The organism is Massilia sp. TS11, from assembly GCF_022012445.1.
GTDB lineage: Bacteria > Pseudomonadota > Gammaproteobacteria > Burkholderiales > Burkholderiaceae_D > Telluria.
Window position 1 is genome coordinate 221205 of record NZ_JAKLTS010000005.1, and the last position, 19611, is coordinate 240815.

16 protein-coding genes are annotated in these 19611 nt (G+C 65.1%); 11 read left to right on the forward strand and 5 right to left on the reverse strand.

Features of this window, described 5'->3' with window-relative positions; translation table 11 throughout:
* The first annotated feature begins 17 nt into the window (after positions 1 to 17).
* The 3 genes from LZ005_RS09880 (at position 18) to LZ005_RS09890 (ending at position 7165) form a co-directional block, all read left to right on the forward strand.
* Positions 18 to 2360, forward strand: coding sequence for a bifunctional diguanylate cyclase/phosphodiesterase (locus LZ005_RS09880; protein WP_237807241.1), 2343 nt, complete (start codon positions 18 to 20; stop codon positions 2358 to 2360).
* A gap of 105 nt (positions 2361 to 2465) precedes the next feature.
* Positions 2466 to 4607, forward strand: a complete 2142-nt coding sequence (locus tag LZ005_RS09885) for a prolyl oligopeptidase family protein (RefSeq protein ID WP_237807248.1) — start codon at positions 2466 to 2468, stop codon at positions 4605 to 4607.
* Between the two features lie 161 nt (positions 4608 to 4768).
* A complete protein-coding gene (locus LZ005_RS09890) occupies positions 4769 to 7165 on the forward strand; it encodes a zinc-dependent metalloprotease (protein ID WP_237807250.1) in 2397 nt (798 codons plus the stop codon).
* Position 7166: 1 nt separating this feature from the next.
* Here LZ005_RS09890 and LZ005_RS09895 read toward each other — a convergent pair whose 3' ends face one another.
* Both LZ005_RS09895 and LZ005_RS09900 read right to left on the reverse strand, forming a co-directional pair.
* Positions 7167 to 8222: a phytanoyl-CoA dioxygenase family protein gene (locus LZ005_RS09895; RefSeq protein ID WP_237807252.1), complete on the reverse strand. Its 1056-nt coding sequence runs from the start codon at positions 8220 to 8222 to the stop codon at positions 7167 to 7169.
* A gap of 3 nt (positions 8223 to 8225) precedes the next feature.
* Positions 8226 to 8801, reverse strand: coding sequence for a helix-turn-helix domain-containing protein (locus LZ005_RS09900; protein ID WP_237807260.1), 576 nt, complete (start codon positions 8799 to 8801; stop codon positions 8226 to 8228).
* Between the two features lie 151 nt (positions 8802 to 8952).
* On the opposite strand from LZ005_RS09900, the gene kbl reads away from it, so the two are divergent.
* From kbl to moaD, 7 genes are all read left to right on the forward strand, one after another.
* Positions 8953 to 10152: a glycine C-acetyltransferase gene (gene kbl, locus LZ005_RS09905; RefSeq protein ID WP_237807280.1), complete on the forward strand. Its 1200-nt coding sequence runs from the start codon at positions 8953 to 8955 to the stop codon at positions 10150 to 10152.
* Between the two features lie 17 nt (positions 10153 to 10169).
* Positions 10170 to 11132 (forward strand): NAD-dependent epimerase/dehydratase family protein, encoded by a 963-nt coding sequence (locus tag LZ005_RS09910; RefSeq protein WP_237807282.1) that lies wholly within the window; start codon positions 10170 to 10172, stop codon positions 11130 to 11132.
* Between the two features lie 61 nt (positions 11133 to 11193).
* Positions 11194 to 12579: an L-serine ammonia-lyase gene (locus LZ005_RS09915; RefSeq protein WP_237807289.1), complete on the forward strand. Its 1386-nt coding sequence runs from the start codon at positions 11194 to 11196 to the stop codon at positions 12577 to 12579.
* Positions 12580 to 12685: 106 nt separating this feature from the next.
* A complete protein-coding gene (locus LZ005_RS09920; protein ID WP_237807292.1) occupies positions 12686 to 12961 on the forward strand; it encodes a cation transporter in 276 nt (91 codons plus the stop codon).
* A 108-nt stretch (positions 12962 to 13069) separates the two neighbouring features.
* Positions 13070 to 14539, forward strand: coding sequence for a threonine synthase (gene thrC, locus LZ005_RS09925; RefSeq protein ID WP_237807294.1), 1470 nt, complete (start codon positions 13070 to 13072; stop codon positions 14537 to 14539).
* 4 nt (positions 14540 to 14543) lie between these two features.
* The gene (gene glp / locus LZ005_RS09930; RefSeq protein WP_237807296.1) at positions 14544 to 15755 is read left to right on the forward strand and encodes a gephyrin-like molybdotransferase Glp; all 1212 of its coding nucleotides are present in this window, start codon (positions 14544 to 14546) and stop codon (positions 15753 to 15755) included.
* Positions 15752 to 16009, forward strand: a complete 258-nt coding sequence (gene moaD, locus LZ005_RS09935; RefSeq protein ID WP_237807298.1) for a molybdopterin converting factor subunit 1 — start codon at positions 15752 to 15754, stop codon at positions 16007 to 16009. Before glp ends, moaD begins: the two co-directional genes overlap by 4 nt.
* Here moaD and LZ005_RS09940 read toward each other — a convergent pair.
* Positions 16006 to 16680: a phosphoribosyl-dephospho-CoA transferase MdcG domain-containing protein gene (locus LZ005_RS09940; RefSeq protein ID WP_237807300.1), complete on the reverse strand. Its 675-nt coding sequence runs from the start codon at positions 16678 to 16680 to the stop codon at positions 16006 to 16008. The two genes, moaD and LZ005_RS09940, sit on opposite strands and share 4 nt — an antisense overlap.
* Before the next feature lie 123 nt (positions 16681 to 16803).
* Here LZ005_RS09940 and LZ005_RS09945 point away from each other — a divergent pair, with 123 nt between their 5' ends.
* Positions 16804 to 18039, forward strand: coding sequence for a TIGR03862 family flavoprotein (locus LZ005_RS09945; RefSeq protein WP_237807302.1), 1236 nt, complete (start codon positions 16804 to 16806; stop codon positions 18037 to 18039).
* Here LZ005_RS09945 and LZ005_RS09950 read toward each other — a convergent pair.
* Positions 18032 to 18841: a GIN domain-containing protein gene (locus tag LZ005_RS09950; protein ID WP_237807309.1), complete on the reverse strand. Its 810-nt coding sequence runs from the start codon at positions 18839 to 18841 to the stop codon at positions 18032 to 18034. The two genes, LZ005_RS09945 and LZ005_RS09950, sit on opposite strands and share 8 nt — an antisense overlap.
* Positions 18838 to 19605, reverse strand: coding sequence for a DUF1700 domain-containing protein (locus LZ005_RS09955; protein ID WP_237807311.1), 768 nt, complete (start codon positions 19603 to 19605; stop codon positions 18838 to 18840). Before LZ005_RS09955 ends, LZ005_RS09950 begins: the two co-directional genes overlap by 4 nt.
* Positions 19606 to 19611 lie beyond the last annotated feature (6 nt).

Below are 19611 nucleotides of genomic sequence, written 5' to 3' on the forward strand. Positions count from 1 at the left end.
GCAGCCTGGAGGCCCGCATGGCCTCCTTCTTTCTGATTCTGATCATCGCGGTCCAGCTGATCGGCCTGGTCGCAACCAAGGTCGGCATCGACAGCAATGCGGTGCGCGCAATCTCGGCCGAACTGGCCAATGGCGAGAAGGTGTTCCGCAACCTGCTCGAGCAGAACATGCAAAAGCGCCTCGACAGCGCCAAGGTGCTGGCCCAGGACACCGCCTTCAAGCAAGCCATCGGCAATGACGAAGGGGCCGACCGCGACACGATCGAATCGGTGCTGGTCAACCACGGCCGGCGCGCCAAGGCCGCGCTGACCATGCTGATCAGTGGCGAGCGCAAAGTGCGCGTGGCCACCGGGGTGATGCAGGCCGGCGCGCTTGAAACGCAGGTCATGGGCATGCTCGACAAGGCCGACCAGCTCGACGGTGCGAGCGCCATCGGCGTCGTCGATGGCCGGCCCTACCAGATTGTGGTGATGCCGGTGAAAGCGCCGGTCACCATCGCCTGGGTCGTGATGGGCTTTGCGATCGACAGCACGCTGGCCAACAATATGAAGGAAATCGACGCCATCGACGTCAGCCTGATGATCCATGGCCGCAACGGCAGCTGGAATCAGGTCGGCTCGACCTTGCCGCCGGAAGCCAGCAATGAACTGGCTGCCGTGCTTGGCGGCCAGGGTCAGGCGCCGGCCGGCGCTTTCGATCTCAAACTCAGCGACACCCAGTACCGCGCCCGCCTGCTGTCGCTGGGGGCGAATGATGAGGACACGGCCATGGTGCTGCTGGCCCGCTCGGTCGACGCTGCCATGTCGGAATACCGGGCGCTGGAGCGCCTGCTGCTGGTGCTGTCCAGCATTGGCGTCGTGCTGGCTGGGGTCGGTGCGGTCTGGATCGCCAAGCGCATTGCCCAGCCGCTGGTGGAGCTGGCTGGCACGGCCAAGCGCCTGGAGCAGGGCGACTACGCGGGCGACATCGATGTGCGCCGCGGCGATGAGCTTGGGGCGCTGGCCAAGGCCTTCGACTCCATGCGCGACGGGATCGCCAAGCGCGAACAGGAAATCCGCCGGCTCGCTTATTGGGACACTCTGACCAATCTGCCCAACCGCGCCCAGTTCACGCTGCTGCTGAACGACTCGATCCGCGCCGGGCGGACGGTGTTCGTCATCATGATGGACCTCGACCGCTTCAAGCACGTCAACGACGTGATGGGCCATTCGTTTGGCGACGCGCTGCTGGGCAAGGTGGCCGAGCGCATCGGCCAGACCCTGGCCAGCACGCCGGGCGCCCAGCTGGCGCGCCTGGGCGGCGATGAGTTCGCCGTGCTGCTGCCGGGCCTGAGTCTGGAGGATGCGCGCAGCATCGCCAACCGCATTCTGGCCGCGCTCGAAGAGCCGCTGTCGATCGAGGATCAGACCGTGGATATCGGCGCCGGCGTCGGCATCGCCGGTTTCCCGGTCCATGCGGAGGCGGGCGAAACCTTGCTGTCGATGGCCGAGGTGGCGATGTACACGGCCAAGCTGCGCAACGATGGCGCGGTGGTCTACGACGCCGCCATCGACAAATCGAGCGCGCAGAGCCTGTCGCTGTTGACCGAGCTGCGCCATGCGATAGAACGCCACGAGTTCCGCCTGCATGTGCAACCGAAAATCGATCTGCAGACGGGGCGCGTGGTTGGCGTCGAGGCGCTGGTGCGCTGGGTGCATCCGGAGCGCGGCAATGTGTTCCCCGACCAGTTCATTCCGTTTGCCGAGCAGACCGGCTTTATCCGTGTGCTGACGCGCTGGGTGCTGGAACAATCGGCCCTGCTATGCCAGTCGCTGGCCGCGCAGGGGCTGAACTTGAAATTCTCGGTCAACCTGTCGACGCGCGACCTGCTCGACCAGGACCTGCCGAACAAGTTCAAAGACGTGCTGACGCGCCATAACCTGTCGCCCTCGTCGTTCTGCCTGGAGATCACCGAGAGCGCCATCATGGACGACCCGGTGCGCGCCGAGCAGACCCTGCACCGCCTGCACGCGATGGGCGTCGACCTGTCGATTGATGACTTCGGCACCGGCTACTCCTCGCTGGCCTATCTGAAGCGCCTGCCCGTGAACGAGCTGAAGATCGACAAGTCCTTCGTGCTCAATATGGAGAAGGACGTGGGCGACACCAAGATCGTGCGCTCGACGATCGACCTCGGCCACAACATGGGCCTGCGCGTGGTGGCCGAAGGCATCGAAAACGAAGCCGTCTGGCACCTGCTGGCCGAGCTTGGCTGCGACCAGGGCCAAGGCTATTACATGAGCCGTCCGATCCCCGGCGACAAGCTGGCCGACTGGGTCGCCAGCTGGCGTGCGCCGGTGGCGGCCGCCACAGCCAAATAATTGTTCGCGCCGCTTTCAAAAATCCAACAGATCATCGGGCCTGTTTCTTAGGAAACAGGCTATCATCAGGCATTCTTTTCACTTCACCAACGAAAGAGGATGTCCATGATGTTGCGACGCGCGAGCCTGGTGCTCAGCCTCATCGCTGCCTTCGGCGGCACGGCCCTGGCCCAGACCTGTCCCGGCACCGGCCCGGGCTTGAGCTACCCCGTAAGCAAGAAGGTCGATCAGATCGACGACTACTTCGGCACCAAGGTGGCCGACCCCTATCGCTGGCTGGAAGACGCCAACAGCGCCGAAACCAAGGCCTGGGTCGATGCGCAGAACCAGGTGACCCAAGCGTTTCTGAACACCATTCCCGCGCGCGAAAAGATCAAGGAACGCCTGACCAAGCTGTGGAACTACGAGCGTTTCAGCGTGCCCTACAAAGAGGGCGGCCGTTACTTCTTCAGCCGTAACGATGGCCTGCAGAACCAGTCGGTGCTGTACACGGTCAAGCAGCTGGGCGATACGCCCAAAGTCGTGATCGACCCGAACACCCTGTCGGCCGACGGCACGGTGGCGCTGTCGGGCATGGCGGTCAGCCCGGACGGCAAGCTGCTGGCCTACGGCACGGCGGCCTCGGGCTCGGACTGGAACGAATGGCGCGTGCGCGATATCGAGACCGGCAAGGACCTGAGCGACCACCTGAAGTGGGTGAAGTTCTCCGGCGCCTCCTGGACCAAGGACGGCAAGGGCTTCTTCTACAGCCGCTACGACGCGCCGAACGAGGCGACCAAGCTGGCCAGCGTCAACGAGTTCCAGAAGCTCTACTACCACCGCATCGGTACCGACCAGAGCCAGGACGTGCTCGTCTACGACCGCCCGGACCAGAAGACCTGGGGCTTCGGCGGCCAGGTGACCGACGACGGGCGCTATCTGATCATCACCGTCACCAACTCGACGGCGCGCAAATACCGCATCTTCTACAAGGACCTGCAGGCCAAGGATGCCAAAGTCACGCCGCTGATCGACAATTTCGACGCGGGCTACAACTTCATCGACAATGTCGGCACCGTGTTCTACTTCAACACGGACCGCAAGGCGCCGCGCTCGCGCATCGTCGCCATCGATATCCGCCATCCGGAAGAAGCGAACTGGAAGGAAATCGTGGCCGAGAGCGCGCAGTCGCTGCAAGGCGCGAACATCGTCAACCATCAGCTCGTGCTGACCTACCTGCAGGACGCGCATAGCGTGGTCAAGGTGGCCGACCTCAAGGGCAAGATCGTGCGCGAAGTGAGCCTGCCGGGCATCGGCACGGCCGGCGGCTTTGGCGGCAAGGCCAGCGACAGCGAAACCTTCTATTCCTACTCCGGCTACACGACGCCGACCACGATTTACCGCTACGACATGAAGAGCGGCAAGAGCAGCGTGTTCCGCCAGCCCAAGGTCGACTTCGACCCGAGCCAGTACGAAACGCGCCAGGTCTTCTACACGAGCAAGGATGGCACCAAGGTGCCGATGTTCATCACGGCCAAGAAGGGCCTGAAGATGGACGGCACCAATCCCACCTATCTGTATGGCTACGGCGGTTTCAATATCTCGATGACGCCGGGCTTCTCGGCGGCCAATCTGGCCTGGATGGAAATGGGCGGCGTGTATGTCGTGGCCAATCTGCGAGGCGGTGGCGAGTACGGCGAGGCCTGGCACGAGGCCGGCACCAAGCTGAAGAAGCAGAACGTGTTCGACGACTTCATCGGTGCGGCTGAGTGGCTGATCGCCAACAAAGTGACGTCGACGCCCAAGCTGGCCATCGGTGGCGGCAGCAATGGCGGCCTGCTGGTGGGCGCGGCCATGACCCAGCGTCCGGAGCTGTTCGGTGCGGCCCTGCCGGCCGTGGGCGTGATGGACATGCTACGCTTCCACAAGTTCACGATCGGCTGGGCCTGGAAGTCGGACTACGGTTCGTCCGAGAATCCGGACGAGTTCAAGGCCATTTACGCCTACTCGCCGCTGCACAATCTGAAGCCGGCCTGCTATCCGGCCACGATGGTGACGACGGCCGACCATGACGACCGCGTCGTGCCGGCGCACAGCTTCAAGTTTGCGGCGGCGGCCCAGGCGGCGCAGCAGGGCCCGGCCCCGCTGCTGATCCGCATCGAGACCAAGGCAGGCCACGGCGCCGGCAAGCCGACCAGCAAGCAGATTGAAGACGTCGCCGACCGCTGGGGCTTCCTGACCAAGGTCCTCAACATGGACGTGAAGTAATCCCCAAAGGCCGGCGCAAGCCGGCCTTTTTACTTCCAAGAAAAATGGGGTCAGACCCCATTTTTCCGGCCAGATAAATGGGGTCTGACCCCGATTTGTTTGGCGGGCAAGAGCGTGTGCTTTGGGATGTTGTGACGGACCTTTTCTATTTGAAGACGGCGATGAAGACTCTGATTTCCCTGATCTGCTTGAGTGGCGCACTGGCTCAGGCCGCTGAGCCGGCGGCTTTGCGTACGCTGCCGGGCTTGTTTGATGTGATGCCGGACCCGGCCGCGGGGCGCGTGCTGATCCGCCTGAGCGAATATCACAAGCCCTTCCTGATGACGACTTCGCTGCCCTATGCGCTCGGCTCCAACGACGTGGGCCTGGACCGCAATATGCCGGCCGAGCCGCGCATCGTGCATTTCGAGAAGCATGGGCAGAAGGTGCTGCTGGTGCAGGAGAACACGCGCTTTGCCGCCAACAGCCTCGATCCGGATGAGCGCGCCGGCGCGACCCAGTCCTTCGCCGCCTCGGTGCTATGGGCCGGGCAAATTCAGTCGAGCGCGGGCGGGGCGGATGTGGTCGACCTCAGCAGCCTGCTTTTGAGCGACCGGCATGGCATCGCTGAACAGCTCGCGGCGACGGGGCAGGGCGCGTATGCGGTCGATGCCGGCCGCAGCGCCGTGCTCAGCGAGCAGGCCAAGAGCTTCCCGGACAATGTCGAACTCGAGGCGCTGCTGACCTTTTCTGGCAGCGGCAAAGGCCATTTCGTGCGCGATGTGGCCGTCGATCCCACCAGCCTGAGCCTGCGCCAGCACATCAGCTTTGTGCGCCTGCCCGACAAGGGCTATGTGCCGCGCACTTACCACCCGTATTCGGGGGGCTTCGACGTCAGCTACCTCGACTTTTCTACGCCGCTGGGCAAGGCGCTGGACGTGCACTGGCAGGTGCGCTACCGGCTCGAAAAAACCGATCCGGCCGCCGCCAGCAGCCCGGTCAAAAAGCCGATCGTCTACTACGTCGACCGCGCCACGCCGGAACCGGTGCGCACGGCCTTGCTCGAGGGCGCGCGCTGGTGGGCCAGTGCGTTTGAGAAAGCGGGCTTCAAGGATGCCTACCGCGTCGAGATCCTGCCCGAGGGCGCGGACCCGGCTGACATCCGCTACAACGTCATCAACTGGGTGCACCGTGCCACGCGCGGCTGGTCGTATGGCTATGGGCTCAGCGATCCGCGTACGGGCGAAATCATCCGCGGCACGGTGCTGCTGGGCTCGCAACGCGTGCGCCAGGACATTCTGATTGCCGAAACCCTGCTGGCTCCGTATGGCGGCAAGCCGGATACCATTCGTCAGCAGGCGGAGCAGATGGCCTTGGCGCGGCTGCGCCAGCTGGCCGCGCACGAGGTCGGCCATACGCTCGGCTTCAATCACAATTTCGCGGCGAGCCGCCACGGCAATGGCTCGGTGATGGACTATCCGCACCCGCTGCTGAGTCTGAGCGGCGACGGCCAGATCACGCTGACCAATGCCTATGGCGTTGGCGTCGGGCCGTGGGATGAGTACATCGTGCAAGCCATCTATGGCCAGTACGCGGACGAGGCCGCTGGTCTGCAAGCCTTGCGCAATGCGGCGCGCGCCAAGGGCATGGCCTATGTGGCCGATGGCGAGGCACGCTCGACCGGTTCGGTCCATCCGGACGGCATCCTGTGGGACTTCGGCCCTGATTCGATCGCGACCTGGGACCGCATGATGGCGATTCGCGCCAAGGGCCTGCAGCAGTTCAGCATGCAGGTGCTGCCGCCGGAGCGCGATACGGGCCAGATCGAGGCGCGTCTGGTGCCGGTCTACCTGTTGCACCGCTACCAGGCCGAGGCGCTGGCGCGTCTGATCGGTGGCGCCAGCTTCGACAACAGCACGGCCGGTGAAGTGCAGGCGGGCATGGCCAAGGCAGGCAGCCGCCCGGTGGCTGCGGCCACCCAGCGCGCCGCCCTGACGCGTCTGGCCGATAGCTTGAAGGCCGAGCAGCTGGCCCTGCCGCCAAACGTGCTCGATATCCTGACCCCGCCCGGCACGGGTTTCGCCCGCAACCGCGAATATTTCAGCACGCGTATGAATAGCGTATTCGATGCCTTTGCCGCCGTCGAGGCGGCGGCCGGCCATGTCGGCAGCTTCCTGTTCGACAGCGCGCGTCTGAACCGCCTGGCCTGGCAGCAGGCGCGCGATCCGGCCCAGCCGGGCGTGCAGGAAGTGGTCGATGCGGTGCTGGCGGCGACCTGGAAGCGCGAGACCATCCCGGCCAGCGTGACGGCCGGCGAGGCCGTGCAACTGGCAGCCAACTGGACGGTGCTCGATGGTCTGCTGCAGGCGCTCGATAGCCGCGCCCTGCATGCGCCGGTGGACGCCAGCCTGCGTCAGCAGCTGGCGGGTCTGGCCGAGTGGCTGGGCAGCCATCCGGCCAAGGGTGGGGTTGGCGCCAGCCGCAAGCAGGCGCGCGAGCAGATTCTGGCCTACCTGAACGATCCGGCCCGCCTGAAGCTGCGCGCCGCGCCGACCGTGCCGCCGGGCGCGCCGATCTGAATCAGGGATCGCGCCGCGGTTTGAGCGGCCGGCGTTCGCCGCGCCCATGGTCATTGAAATGGGTCAGCGGATCGACGCCGGCTGCCGCCACATCGGGATTGGCTTCCAGATAGGCCTGGCCGTCGAACTCCCGGTTCCACATTGCGTACTCGTAGTCGGTGGCGGCGATGAACTGGGGCGGCACGGTCTGGCCGGCGTAGCGGTTGGGCATCAGCTCGCCGGTGGCGATATTGCGCAGCTCGCGGAAGCAGATGCGCCCGTAGGCCGGATCGGACAGCATCGGCGTGTAATAGGCGCAGTCTTCGAAGAAATAGTGGGTCACCTGGGACCAGCGCGTGCGAGTCCGGTCCTGGTGCGGCATGCCGCCATGCATGAGGTTGGCGGCCCAGATCAGGGCCTGGCCTTTGCGGGCGAGGAAGGTTTCGGGCCGCGCCTGGTGGGCTTCGACCAGCTCGCGCCACATCGGCTCGTACAGCGACTGGCTGACCTTGCCTTCGTATTCGGCCACGCACAGGCCGATGTGCTCATTGCTCAGCACTGGCCATTTGTGGCTGCGCGGGAAATACATGAGGGGCCCGGCCTCGGGCAGGATGTCTTCGAGCGCGATCCAGACGCCGCACATGAAGCGCTCGGGCATCGAATGGAAGTGGATGGCGTCGGTGTGGTAGTGCTGCTGGGTGCCGACCGGGAAGTTCAGCGTCTGAAATGGCCAGGCGCGCTTGCCGTACAGCTTGCTCAGCAGCTCGAGAATGGCCGGATGGGCGGCCAGGGCCTTGACATCGGCGTCGAACTCCCAGGCGTCCTGCAGGCGCAGGCTGTACTGGGCCTGATCGGCGCGCCAGGTGTCGAGATCGAAACGGGGACCGAGATTGGCCTTGATGCGCTCGGCACGCTCGGCGAACTCGGGGTCGGGCACGTCGATGACGGCATAGCCGCGCATATTCAGGTCGAGCGCGATGCGCCGCTCGTCCTCGGTGAACGCGGGGTCCGCGAAGATGCGGGCAAAGAAGGGCGATTCGATCAGCGGTACGCCGGGCAGCGGATTCGGTTGGCTCATGGGTCAGCGGTGAACGACGACCAGCAGCGCACGGGCTTCGGATTTGCCCGTGTTGCGGATCGTATGATTTTGATCAGCATTGTAACGGGCGGTCGCTCCCTGTTTCAGCTTCTTTTTTGTATTGCCGGCTTCAATTTCGAGACTGCCGTGCAGCACGGTCAGATGTTCGTGCGTGCCGGGGTCGTGCGCTTGCGAGGCCAGTTCGCCGCCGGCCGTCAGGCTCAGCTCGTACCATTCGTACTTACCGGCCAAGTCCATCGGCCCCAGAATGCGCAGTGTGTAGCCGGCGTGGGCGCCAGGCAGGGTCGGGGTTTCATGGGCGTCGACCACGCGTATCGTTTCGACGTCGCGCACTTCGGCCGTCAGCAGTTCGCCGATGCCGACGCCGAGCGCATTGGCCAGGCGCCAGGTGATCGCAATCGTCGGGTTGGCTTTCTCGCGCTCGATTTGGGATAACATGGACTTGGACACGCCCGCGATCCGGGACAGGTCTTCCAGCGTGAGCCCGCGCGCCAGCCGCAGGCGTTGCAGGGTGGCGCCCACCTCGGGCGGAGAATTCGGAGCAGCGGCTGTTTTCATGGTTGCGAAGTTCAATAAGCTTCTGTAGTATTCGATATATTGAATTATCGTTCGATTTATTGAAACGCGTACCGATCGTCGAACAACGCGATCTACGGTACACATTGTTCACCAGCCGGTCAAGCGCCGGCCCCGGACCAGTGAGGACAGCATGAGTGGGAAAGACGCTTTCTACAGCAGCCTGCAGCAGAACCTGGAAACCCTGAAGGAACAGGGCCTGTTCAAGCCCGAGCGCGTGCTCGCTTCGCGCCAGGGCGCGGAAGTGCAGGGCGCCGACGGCCGCACGCTGATCAATATGTGCGCCAACAACTACCTGGGCCTGTCCGGTGAGGAAGCGACCGTGCAGGCGGCCATCGCCGCCACCGAAGAGTTCGGCTACGGCCTGTCCTCGGTGCGCTTCATCTGCGGCACCCAGACCGTGCACAAGCGTCTGGAAAAAGCCATCGCTGACTTCCTCGGTACCGAAGACACCATCCTGTACGCGGCCGCCTTCGACGCCAATGGCGGCGTGTTCGAGCCGCTGTTCGATGAGAACGACGCCATCATTTCCGACGCGCTCAACCACGCCTCGATCATCGACGGCATCCGCCTGTGCAAGGCCGCGCGCTTCCGCTACGCCCATAACGATATGGACGACCTCGAGAAGCAACTGCAGGCCGCCGCCGACAAGCGCCACAAGATTATCGTGACCGATGGCTGCTTCTCGATGGATGGCACGATCGCCCAGCTCGACAAGATCGTCGCCCTGGCCGAGAAATACGGCGCCCTGACCATGATCGACGAATGCCATGCCTCTGGCTTCATGGGCAAGACCGGGCGCGGTACCCACGAACACCACAATGTGCTGGGCAAAATCGACATCATCACCGGCACGCTGGGCAAGGCCCTGGGCGGCGCCATGGGCGGCTTCACCTCCGGCCGCAAGGAAGTGATCGAGATGCTGCGCCAGAAGTCGCGCCCCTACCTGTTCTCGAACTCGCTGGCGCCGTCGATCGCCGGCGCCTCGCTGGCCGTGCTCGAGCGCCTGTCGCGTTCGACCGAACTGCGCGACCGTCTGCACGAGAACACCGCCTATTTCCGTCATCACATCGAAGCCCTGGGCTTCACGATCAAGCCCGGCACCCACCCGGTGGTGCCGGTCATGTTGTTCGATGCCAAGATCGCCCAACAGTTTGCCGCCCGAATGTATGAGCTGGGCGTGCTGCTGTCGGGTTTCTTCTACCCCGTCGTTCCGATGGGTCAAGCCCGCGTGCGCGTCCAGCTTTCCGCTGCACATACCCGCGAACAGCTCGACCGCGTCCTGGCCGCCTTTGCGCAAACCGGCCGCGAACTGGGCGTCTTGAAGAACTAAGATCTTGAAGGAACACCATGGAACGTATTCTCGTTATCGGCGCCAACGGCCAGATTGGCAGTGAACTTGTTGAGGCCTTGTCGGTCAAATTCGGCGTAGACAATGTCATCGCCTCGGATATCAGCACCACCAACCTGTACCACGCCAAGCACTACACCACGGTCGACGTGCTCGACAAGCTGCGTCTGGCCACCCTGATCGCTGAGCGGAACATCACGCAGGTGTATCAGCTGGCGGCCCTGCTGTCGGCCACCGGCGAAAAGGCCCCGCTCAAGGCCTGGACCCTGAACATGGACGGCCTGCTCAATATTCTGGAAGTCGCGCGTGAGCGTGCCGAGCAGGGCAAGCCGCTGCGCGTGTTCTGGCCCTCGTCGATTGCCGCGTTCGGCCCCAACACGCCGGCCGAGCACACGGCCCAGTACACGATCATGGACCCGACCACGATCTACGGCATCAGCAAGCTGGCCGGCGAGCGCCTGTGCGAGTACTACCACGCCAAGTATGGCGTCGACGTGCGCTCGATCCGCTATCCGGGCATCATCAGCTACAAGTCGCCCCCGGGCGGCGGCACCACCGACTACGCGATCGCGATCTTCCACGCGGCCCTCAAGGGCGAGCGCTACGATTGCTTCCTCGGTCCGGACACCACCCTGCCGATGATCTACATGCCCGACGCCATCCGCGCCACCATCGAACTGATGGATGCGCCGGCCGAGCAGGTGAAGATCCGCTCGTCCTACAATGTGGCCGGGGTGTCGTTCAACCCGCGCGAGCTGTACGAAGCGATCCGCGCCCAGCGCCCGGAGTTCACGATTGCCTACACGCCCGACAGCCGCCAGCAGATCGCCGATACCTGGCCGCGCAGCCTGGACGACGAGCGCGCCCGCAGCGACTGGGGCTGGCAGGCGAAGATCGGTCTGGAGGCCATGGTCACCGACATGCTCAAAAACATCAAAGTCGGCCCGAACCAAGCCCGCTGAGATTCAACATAAGCTGCGCTAATAAGACGCGGCAAACATAAGTAAAAGTGAGACAAGCAGCATGGACATGAGCGTTTTCGATCTGTTCAAGATCGGTATCGGGCCTTCGAGCTCGCACACGGTGGGGCCGATGGTGGCCGCACGCCGTTTCCTCGATGAATGCGGCTGCCTCGAGCAGGCCACCGGCATCGAGGTCGGCTTGTACGGTTCCCTGGCCCTGACCGGCGTCGGCCACGCCACCGACAAGGCGGTGATTCTCGGCCTGGCCGGCGAGACCCCGCAGGGCGTCGACCCGGACAAGGTCGAGGACATGCTGGCCGAAATCGCCCTCGACGGCGAAATCGCTCTGCTGGGCCGCCAGCGCGTGCCCTTTGTGGCAGGCCAGCATATCGCCTGGCACAAGCAGTCCGTGCTGCCCGAGCACACCAATGGCATGCGCTTCACGCTGCATCTGGCCGATGGCAGCCAGATCGAGCGCGTGTTCTACTCGGTCGGCGGCGGCTTCATCCAGGCGGCCGGGGAGGGCCAGCGTGCGCCCGACGCCCAGGTCGACGTTCCGTATCACTTTGGCACGATGGACGAGTTGCTGGCCCTCGGCCGCGCCCAGGGCAAGCGCGTCGGCGAGATGATGCGCGCGAATGAGCTGGCGCGCATGGATGCCGCCACGCTCGACGCCGGCCTCGACCGTATCTGGTTCACCATGCGCGACTGCATCGCGCGCGGTCTGGTGCAGGAGGGTGAGCTGCCCGGCGGCCTCAATGTCAAGCGCCGCGCCGCCAAGCTGTGGCGCCAGGCGCAGGAGGCCAGCCCCGAACAGAAGCCGAATGGCTTGCCGCACGATGCGCTGCACCACGTCAGCCTGTTCGCCATGGCCGTCAATGAAGAAAACGCCGCCGGCGGGCGCGTGGTGACGGCGCCGACCAATGGCGCCGCCGGCATCATTCCCGCCGTGCTGCGCTACTACGCCGAGGACTGCCGGCCGAGCGACGCGGCGGCCGGCATCCGCGAGTTTCTGCTGGTGGCGGCGGCCATTGGCATGCTGTGCAAGAAGAACGCCTCGATCTCGGGCGCCGAAATCGGCTGCCAGGGCGAAGTTGGCGTGGCCTGCGCGATGGCCGCGGCCGGTCTGGTGGCGGCCCTGGGCGGCAGCAATGAACAGGTGGAGAACGCGGCCGAAATCGGCATCGAACACCACCTGGGCATGACCTGCGACCCGATCGGCGGCCTCGTGCAGATTCCCTGTATCGAACGCAATGGCATGGGCGCGATCAAGGCGATTACCGCCGCTTCGCTGGCCATGAAGGGCGACGGTACCCATTTTGTCAGTCTGGACAGGGTGATCGACACCATGCGCCAGACCGGGCATGACATGCAGGCCAAGTACAAGGAGACCTCGCTCGGCGGTCTGGCCGTGCATGTAGTGGCAGTCAACCAACCTGCCTGCTGAGCAACACTGTTGTAAAACTGATCGTCGCGTAAATAAAAACTGCGCGAGGGCGGGATTTCCGTCGTAGACTGGTCCCGCTGTACTCTCGATAAGAAAGGAAGAAAAAATGAAGAAAGTATTTGCTGTGCTCGCGATGTCCGTGTTCTCGCTGTCGGCCCTGGCCGCTGACAAGACGGTGGTGCTGTCCGTGCCGAAAATGCAAGCCGAAGCCGATGCCGCCAAGGTCAACGGCGCCCTGAAGAAGATCCCCGGGGTGAGCAAAGCCCAGGTCAAGCTCGACAAGCGCGAAACCCACGTGACTTTCGACGACAGCAAGACCTCGACCTCGGCCCTGCTGCAGGCAGCCAAGGATATCGGCTACGCCGCCACCCAGGTGGAATAAGCCGGCACGTCCGGGCGGCCGCGCGCTGCCCGGACGTTTTTAACAAGGATGGCCGGGGCGCACTATAATGGGAGGCTGATTCCCGCTCCAACCCACCGATCCTTGCTCATGCAATACGTCTCGACGCGCGCCAATCCGGCCCAATCCGCACCGCAATCCTTCTCTGACATCCTGCTCGGCGGCCTGGCCTCCGACGGCGGCCTGTTTCTCCCGACTTCCTATCCGCAAGTGAGCGATGCCGAGTTGACAGCCTGGCGTTTGCTGTCCTATGCCGAGCTGGCTTTCGAAATTCTCAAGAAGTTTGCGACCGATATTCCGGAAGCCGATCTGCGCGCGCTGACGGCCAAGACCTACACGGCCGCCGTGTACAAGAATGTGCGCGCCGGTGAAGACCCGGCCGAGATCACGCCGCTGCGCGTGCTCGGCTTCGAGGGCGACGCCGGCCTGGTGCTGCAGTCGCTGTCGAACGGCCCGACCCTGGCCTTCAAGGACATGGCCATGCAGCTGCTCGGCAACCTGTTCGAGTACGCGCTGGCGAAGACCGGCGACCAGCTGAATATTTTCGGCGCCACCTCGGGCGATACCGGCTCGGCGGCCGAATACGCGATGCGCGGCAAGCAGGGCATCCGCGTGTTCATGCTGTCGCCGCACCAGAAGATGAGCGCCTTCCAGACGGCCCAGATGTTCAGCCTGCAGGATCCGAATATCTTCAACATCGCCGTCGAAGGCGTGTTCGACGACTGTCAGGACATGGTCAAGGCCGTGTCGAACGACCTCGATTTCAAGGCGCGCCACAAGATCGGCACCGTCAATTCGATCAACTGGGCGCGCGTCGTGGCCCAGGTCGTCTATTACTTCCGCGGCTATCTGAAGGCGACGCTGTTCAATGACCAGAAGGTCTCGTTCTGCGTCCCCTCGGGTAATTTCGGGAATATCTGCGCCGGCCATATCGCCCGCCAGATGGGCCTGCCCATCGACAAACTGGTGGTCGCCACCAATGAAAACGATGTGCTCGACGAGTTCTTCCGCACCGGCATCTACCGCGTGCGCAAGTCGGCCGAGACCTATCACACCTCGAGCCCCTCGATGGACATTTCCAAGGCCTCGAACTTCGAGCGCTTCATTTACGACCTGGTCGGCAAGGACAGCGCGCGCGTCAAGGCCCTGTTCCAGAAAGTCGAGACGGCAGGCGGCTTCGACCTGTCGGGCGGCCCGGGCAGCGATGGCGACGAATTCAAGCTGGTTGCCCAGTATGGTTTTGTTTCCGGCAAATCGACCCATGCCGACCGCCTCGCCACGATCCGCGACGTGCGCCAGCGCTACGGCATCACGATCGACACCCACACGGCCGACGGCATCAAGGTCGCGCGCGAACACATGCGCAATGGCGTGCCGATGATCGTGCTGGAAACGGCGCTGGCTGCCAAGTTCAATGAAACCATCCGCGAGGCCCTGGGCGAGGACGCCGAGCGCCCGGCCGGCTTTGAAAACATCGAAGCCTTGCCGCAGCGCTTTACCGTGATGCGTCCGGATGTGGCCGAGATGAAGGCCTTTATCGCCGCCAACACCGGCCTGTGATCCGATGAAGCCGCCGATGCTCACCGTGGCCGAAGCGCTCGCCGTGCTGTGCGCGGCGGCGCGTCCCGTGGCCGAGACGGAATGGGTGCCGACGCTGGAGGCCAATGGCCGTGTGCTGGCTGAGGATCAGCTGGCGGGCATCGACGTGCCCTCGGCCGACAACACCCAGATGGATGGCTATGCCGTGCGTGCGGCCGACTGCGCCAGTGGCGCGGCTGTGTTGCCGGTGTCTCAGCGCATTCCGGCGGGCCATGTGGGGCAGCCGCTGCAGCCGGGTACGGCGGCGCGCATCTTCACCGGGGCCATGCTGCCCGCGGGCGCCGATGCCGTCGTCATGCAGGAGCAGACGGCGCCGGCCGGCGAGGGCAGCGTGATGATTCAGCACGCGCCGCGCGTCGGTGAGTGGGTGCGCCGCGTCGGCGAGGACGTCCGCGCCGGGTCCGTGATTCTGCCGGCCGGCACGCGCCTGCGCGCGCAGGAGCTGGGCCTGGCCGCCTCGGTCGGGCTGGCGCGCCTGCCGGTCAAGCGCCGCCTGCGCGTGGCCGTGTTCTTCACTGGTGACGAATTGACGATGCCGGGGGAACCTTTGGCCCCCGGCGCGATCTATAACAGTAACCGCTTCACGCTCCGTGCACTGCTCGAGAACTTTGGCACCGTGATAACGGACTTCGGTATCGTACCGGACTCGCTTGAAGCTACGCGCAACACCCTGCGTGAAGCGGCCGCCTCGCACGACCTCATCATTACCTCCGGCGGCGTCTCCGTCGGCGAGGAAGACCACGTGAAGCCGGCCGTGGAGGCCGAGGGCAAACTCAATCTCTGGCAAATCGCCATGAAGCCGGGCAAACCGCTGGCCTTTGGCGAAGTCGGCCAGGCCTTTTTCATTGGCCTGCCTGGCAATCCGGTGTCGAGCTTCGTGACCTTCCTGCTGTTCGTGCGCCCCTTCCTGCTGCAGTTGCAGGGCGTGGCCCAGGCGCGTGCGCCGCTGAGCTTCCCCATGCGCGCCGATTTCGACTGGCCCAAGGCCGACCGCCGCAATGAATTCCTGCGGGCGCGCATCAATGCCGCTGGTGGGCTCGACTTGTTCAAGAATCAGGGCTCGGCCGTGCTGACCTCGACGGTCTGGGGCGACGGGCTGATCGACAATCCGCCCGGCCAGACCATCCGCGCGGGCGAGCTCGTGCGATTCACTCCGTTTAGCGAATACCTGCAATGAAGATTCAACTGCGCTTGTTTGCCAGTGTGCGCGAGGCCATCGGCCTTGGCCAGGAAAGCCTGGAGCTGCCGCCCGAGGTGGCGACCGTCGGCGCCTTGCGCGCCCATCTGGCCGCACGCGGCGGCGCCTGGGCCGAGGCCCTGGCCGAAGGGCGGGCGCTGCGCATGGCCTGCAATCAGCTGATGTGCGGGCCGGACACGGCCCTGAGCGAAGGCGCCGAAGTCGCCTTCTTCCCCCCGGTCACGGGCGGTTAGGGCGGCAGGCTGGTCAGGATCGCCTGGACGTGCATCAGGCGGATCGTGCTCAGGTCCTTGGTCATCAGGTGGGTGCGGCCCGAGTTGGCCGCGCGCCATTCTTCCCAGGCCACGGCGTGGCCGCTCGGGAACATGATTTCAATTTCTGCGGCCAGTGTCGCCGCGTGCGCCGCCAGCTTGGCCAGGCCGAGCTGGAGTTCGGCCTTGGTCTGCGGGCGCAGCACCAGTTGCAGCGGCGAGTCCGCGTCGATATAGGTCTGCCCGGTTAAGCCCTGCAGCGCCAGCATGCCCGCCGTTTCCAGCGCCGGGCCGGGCGCGTGCGCCAGGCTGTGCAGGCGTTCGGCCACGCTGTCGGGCAAGCTGGGCAGCACATCGCCGAGGGCCGGCGCGCGGCCGCTGGCGCGCACGCCCTCGCGCAGGGTGCGCAGCGCGACCCGCAGCGGGGCCGCTTGGGCCGCGCTGGGCGCGAGGACGGCGCCGACCGCCAGGCCCTCGTGGCCAATGTCGGCATCCTGGGTGCGGACGATCAGCGGCCAGTCGCGTTCGCGCCATTGCCAGAGCTGGGGCACGACCTCGGGCGCGGCCTGGGCGATGGCGACCTGCCATCCGCGCGGGTTGAGCCACACAATGTCATGCCGCTCAAATACGCGCGGCTTTCCGGAGTTGTCCATTCCGCCATTTTACCGCGCCGGCAGGGCGCTGCAGGCATTGCCGAGTGCCGCGCTCGGTCATGCCGATTGCATCCGCGCGCCGCGGCCAGTATGCTGCGGCTTTGGTTTTTTCCGTATTGAGAGATGAGCGTTCCCGCACGCATTGCTGTGATTGGCGGCGGCCCGGCCGGCCTGATGGCCGCCGAAGTGCTGGCCGAGGCTGGACTGGCGGTCGATGTCTACGACGCCATGCCCTCGGTCGGCCGCAAGTTTCTGCTGGCGGGCAAGGGCGGCATGAATATCACCCACGCCGAGCCGCTCGACCAGTTCGTCAAGCGCTACGGCACCCAGGCCGAGCAGGTCGGCGCCTGGCTGCATGGCTTTGGCCCGCAGGCGCTGCGCGAATGGATTCATGAGCTGGGGATTGACACTTTCGTCGGCAGTTCGGGGCGCGTGTTTCCCACTGAGATGAAGGCGGCCCCGCTGCTGCGTGCCTGGCTGCGCCGGCTGCGCGGGCAGGGTGTGCAGTTTCACCAGCGCCACCGCTGGAGCGGCTGGGCGGCGGACGGCAGCCTGGCCTTCGAGACACCCGAGGGCGCCATCTGCGTGCGTCCGGCCGCCACTGTGCTGGCCCTGGGCGGCGCCAGCTGGGCGCGGCTCGGCTCGGACGGGCGCTGGCTGCCGGTGCTCAGCGCGCGCGGCATTCCGACCGAGCCGCTGAAACCGGCCAATTGCGGCTTCGACGTCGACTGGAGCGCCCACTTCAGTACGCGCTATGCGGGCGAGCCCTTGATCACCGTGGCCCTGACGGCCGCGCAGCCCGATGGCAGCGAGCGCAGCCAGCGCGGCCAGTTCGTGATCACGGCCGGCGGCGTCGAGGGCAGCCTGATCTACGCGTTTTCGGCCACCCTGCGCGAGCAGATCCTGATCGACGGCCAGGCGCGCATCTGGCTCGATTTGTTGCCGGTCCATAGCGAGCAGCGCGTGCTCGACGCCGTCAGTGCCGGGCGCGGCGGCAAATCCATGTCGAGCCATCTGCAAAGCAAGCTTGGGCTGAAAGGCGTGAAGGGCGGCCTGCTGCGCGAATGCCTGAGCCGCGAGGCCTATTTCGACCCCGTGCGTCTGGCCCAGGGCATCAAGCGCCTGCCCGTGATCCTGAAGCGCGCGCGCCCGATCGACGAAGCCATCAGCAGCGCCGGCGGTATCCGCTTCGAGGCGCTTGACGCCGGGCTGATGCTGCGCGCGCTGCCGGGCGTGTTCGTGGCCGGGGAAATGATCGATTGGGAAGCGCCGACCGGCGGCTATCTGCTGACCGCCTGTTTTGCCAGCGGGCGCAAGGCAGGGGCGGCCGCGGCCGCCTGGGTGCAGTCGCTTACTTGAAGGCGACGTCGCCGGTGCCGGTCTTGGTAATCACGCGCTCGGTCGGCGAGCCGAACACGCTGACGTCGCCGCTGCCATTCAGGATGACTTCGGCAGCTTTCTGAGCCCGCACCACCGAACTGCCCGAGCCGGTCAGGGCGATGCGCGCCTTTTCCGCCGTCAGATGCTGGGCGTCGAGGTCGCCAGAGCCGCGCTGATCGGCCTTGAATTCCTTGCACTGGCCGACCACGATCATGCGGCCCGAGCCATTGACTTCGACCGCCACCCGGTCCGACAGGCCGCCATTCAGATCCATTTCGCCGCTGCCATTGATGGCTGCTTCGATGTCCTTGTAGCGGCCGTTGAAGGTCAGGCGGCCGGTGCCATGCATTTCGGTCAGCAGCTTGTCGCCCGAAAAGCCATTGATTTCGCTGTCGCCGCTGCCATGCACATACAGGCGTTCGAGGTTGGGCAGGGTCAGTTCCACGGTCAGGCGTTCGCGCGGCAGCAGGATCATGCCGCGCATGCCGATATGCAGGGTGGCGCCGTCCTGGCTGGTGACCACATTCTTCAGGAAACGCTGTTCGCCGCGCACGCTCAGGGCCGGGGTCATGCCCTGGCGCAGGCGCAGATCGATCGGGCCGTTGAGGTCGACGTTGATGATGTTCTTGGCGATCGGACGCTTGTCGGTCGCCAGTTCGCGGCCCTCCTGGCTGACGATCGTGTGGTGGGTGTGCGAGCGCAGGTAGCTGTAGGCGGCGCCGATCAGCAGCAGGCCGACGACGAACATCCCCATGCCGAGTTTCACGAGATTACGCATCATTGGCCACGCAGGATGTTGAAGTTCATTTCGACGTAGCGCTTGAGCCCGATGAGGGTGTAGCGCGTGACCACCACCGACAGCAGACTCAGCAAGATACCGCCGATCATCAGGCCGAAGCCGACGAAGGTCTGGGTCGTGCGCGCCTCGGGGTCGAGTTCGGTCGAGATTTCGACCGGCCCGATGGCGGTGCGCTCGGCGCGGTCGAACACGCGCGAACGGCCCGGATCGTTTTCCTGGACTTCCTCGACCGGCACCGGACTGATGTGGACGCCTTCGCTGCTGATCGAGACATGGGTCTGGGTGCTGCCGACGCGCTCGCTCTCATCGTCGCTGATGACGTAGTGCAGGGGCGTATTGATGACCACGTGGTTGACCGCGGCCAGGCCCGAGGCCGTGACCACGATGCCGCAGGCGTAAAAGCCGATCGCACAGGCGTACAGGGCCGCCACCAGCGAGGCGTAGACCATGCCCGGCACCACCATGAACAGGTTGAAGATGGCCAGGCCGACGGCCGAGACCAGCATGCGCAGCGGATTGATCGGGCGCGGCTTCTTTTGCAGGTCCGACAGATGGCTGCTGGCGCGCAGGGTCATGGCGATCTTGCGCGGCTCGTCGAGGCCGGCAGCAATGCTCTCTTCGCTCTGGCCGCCGGCGACGCCGTCGACGAAACGCTGTTCGTAGTAGGCCAGCGTCTTGGCGACGGTCTCGGCCGGCAAACCGGCGAGGGCCGCGCGCAGGGCGTCAAGGTATTGCTGTTTATTCATCTACTG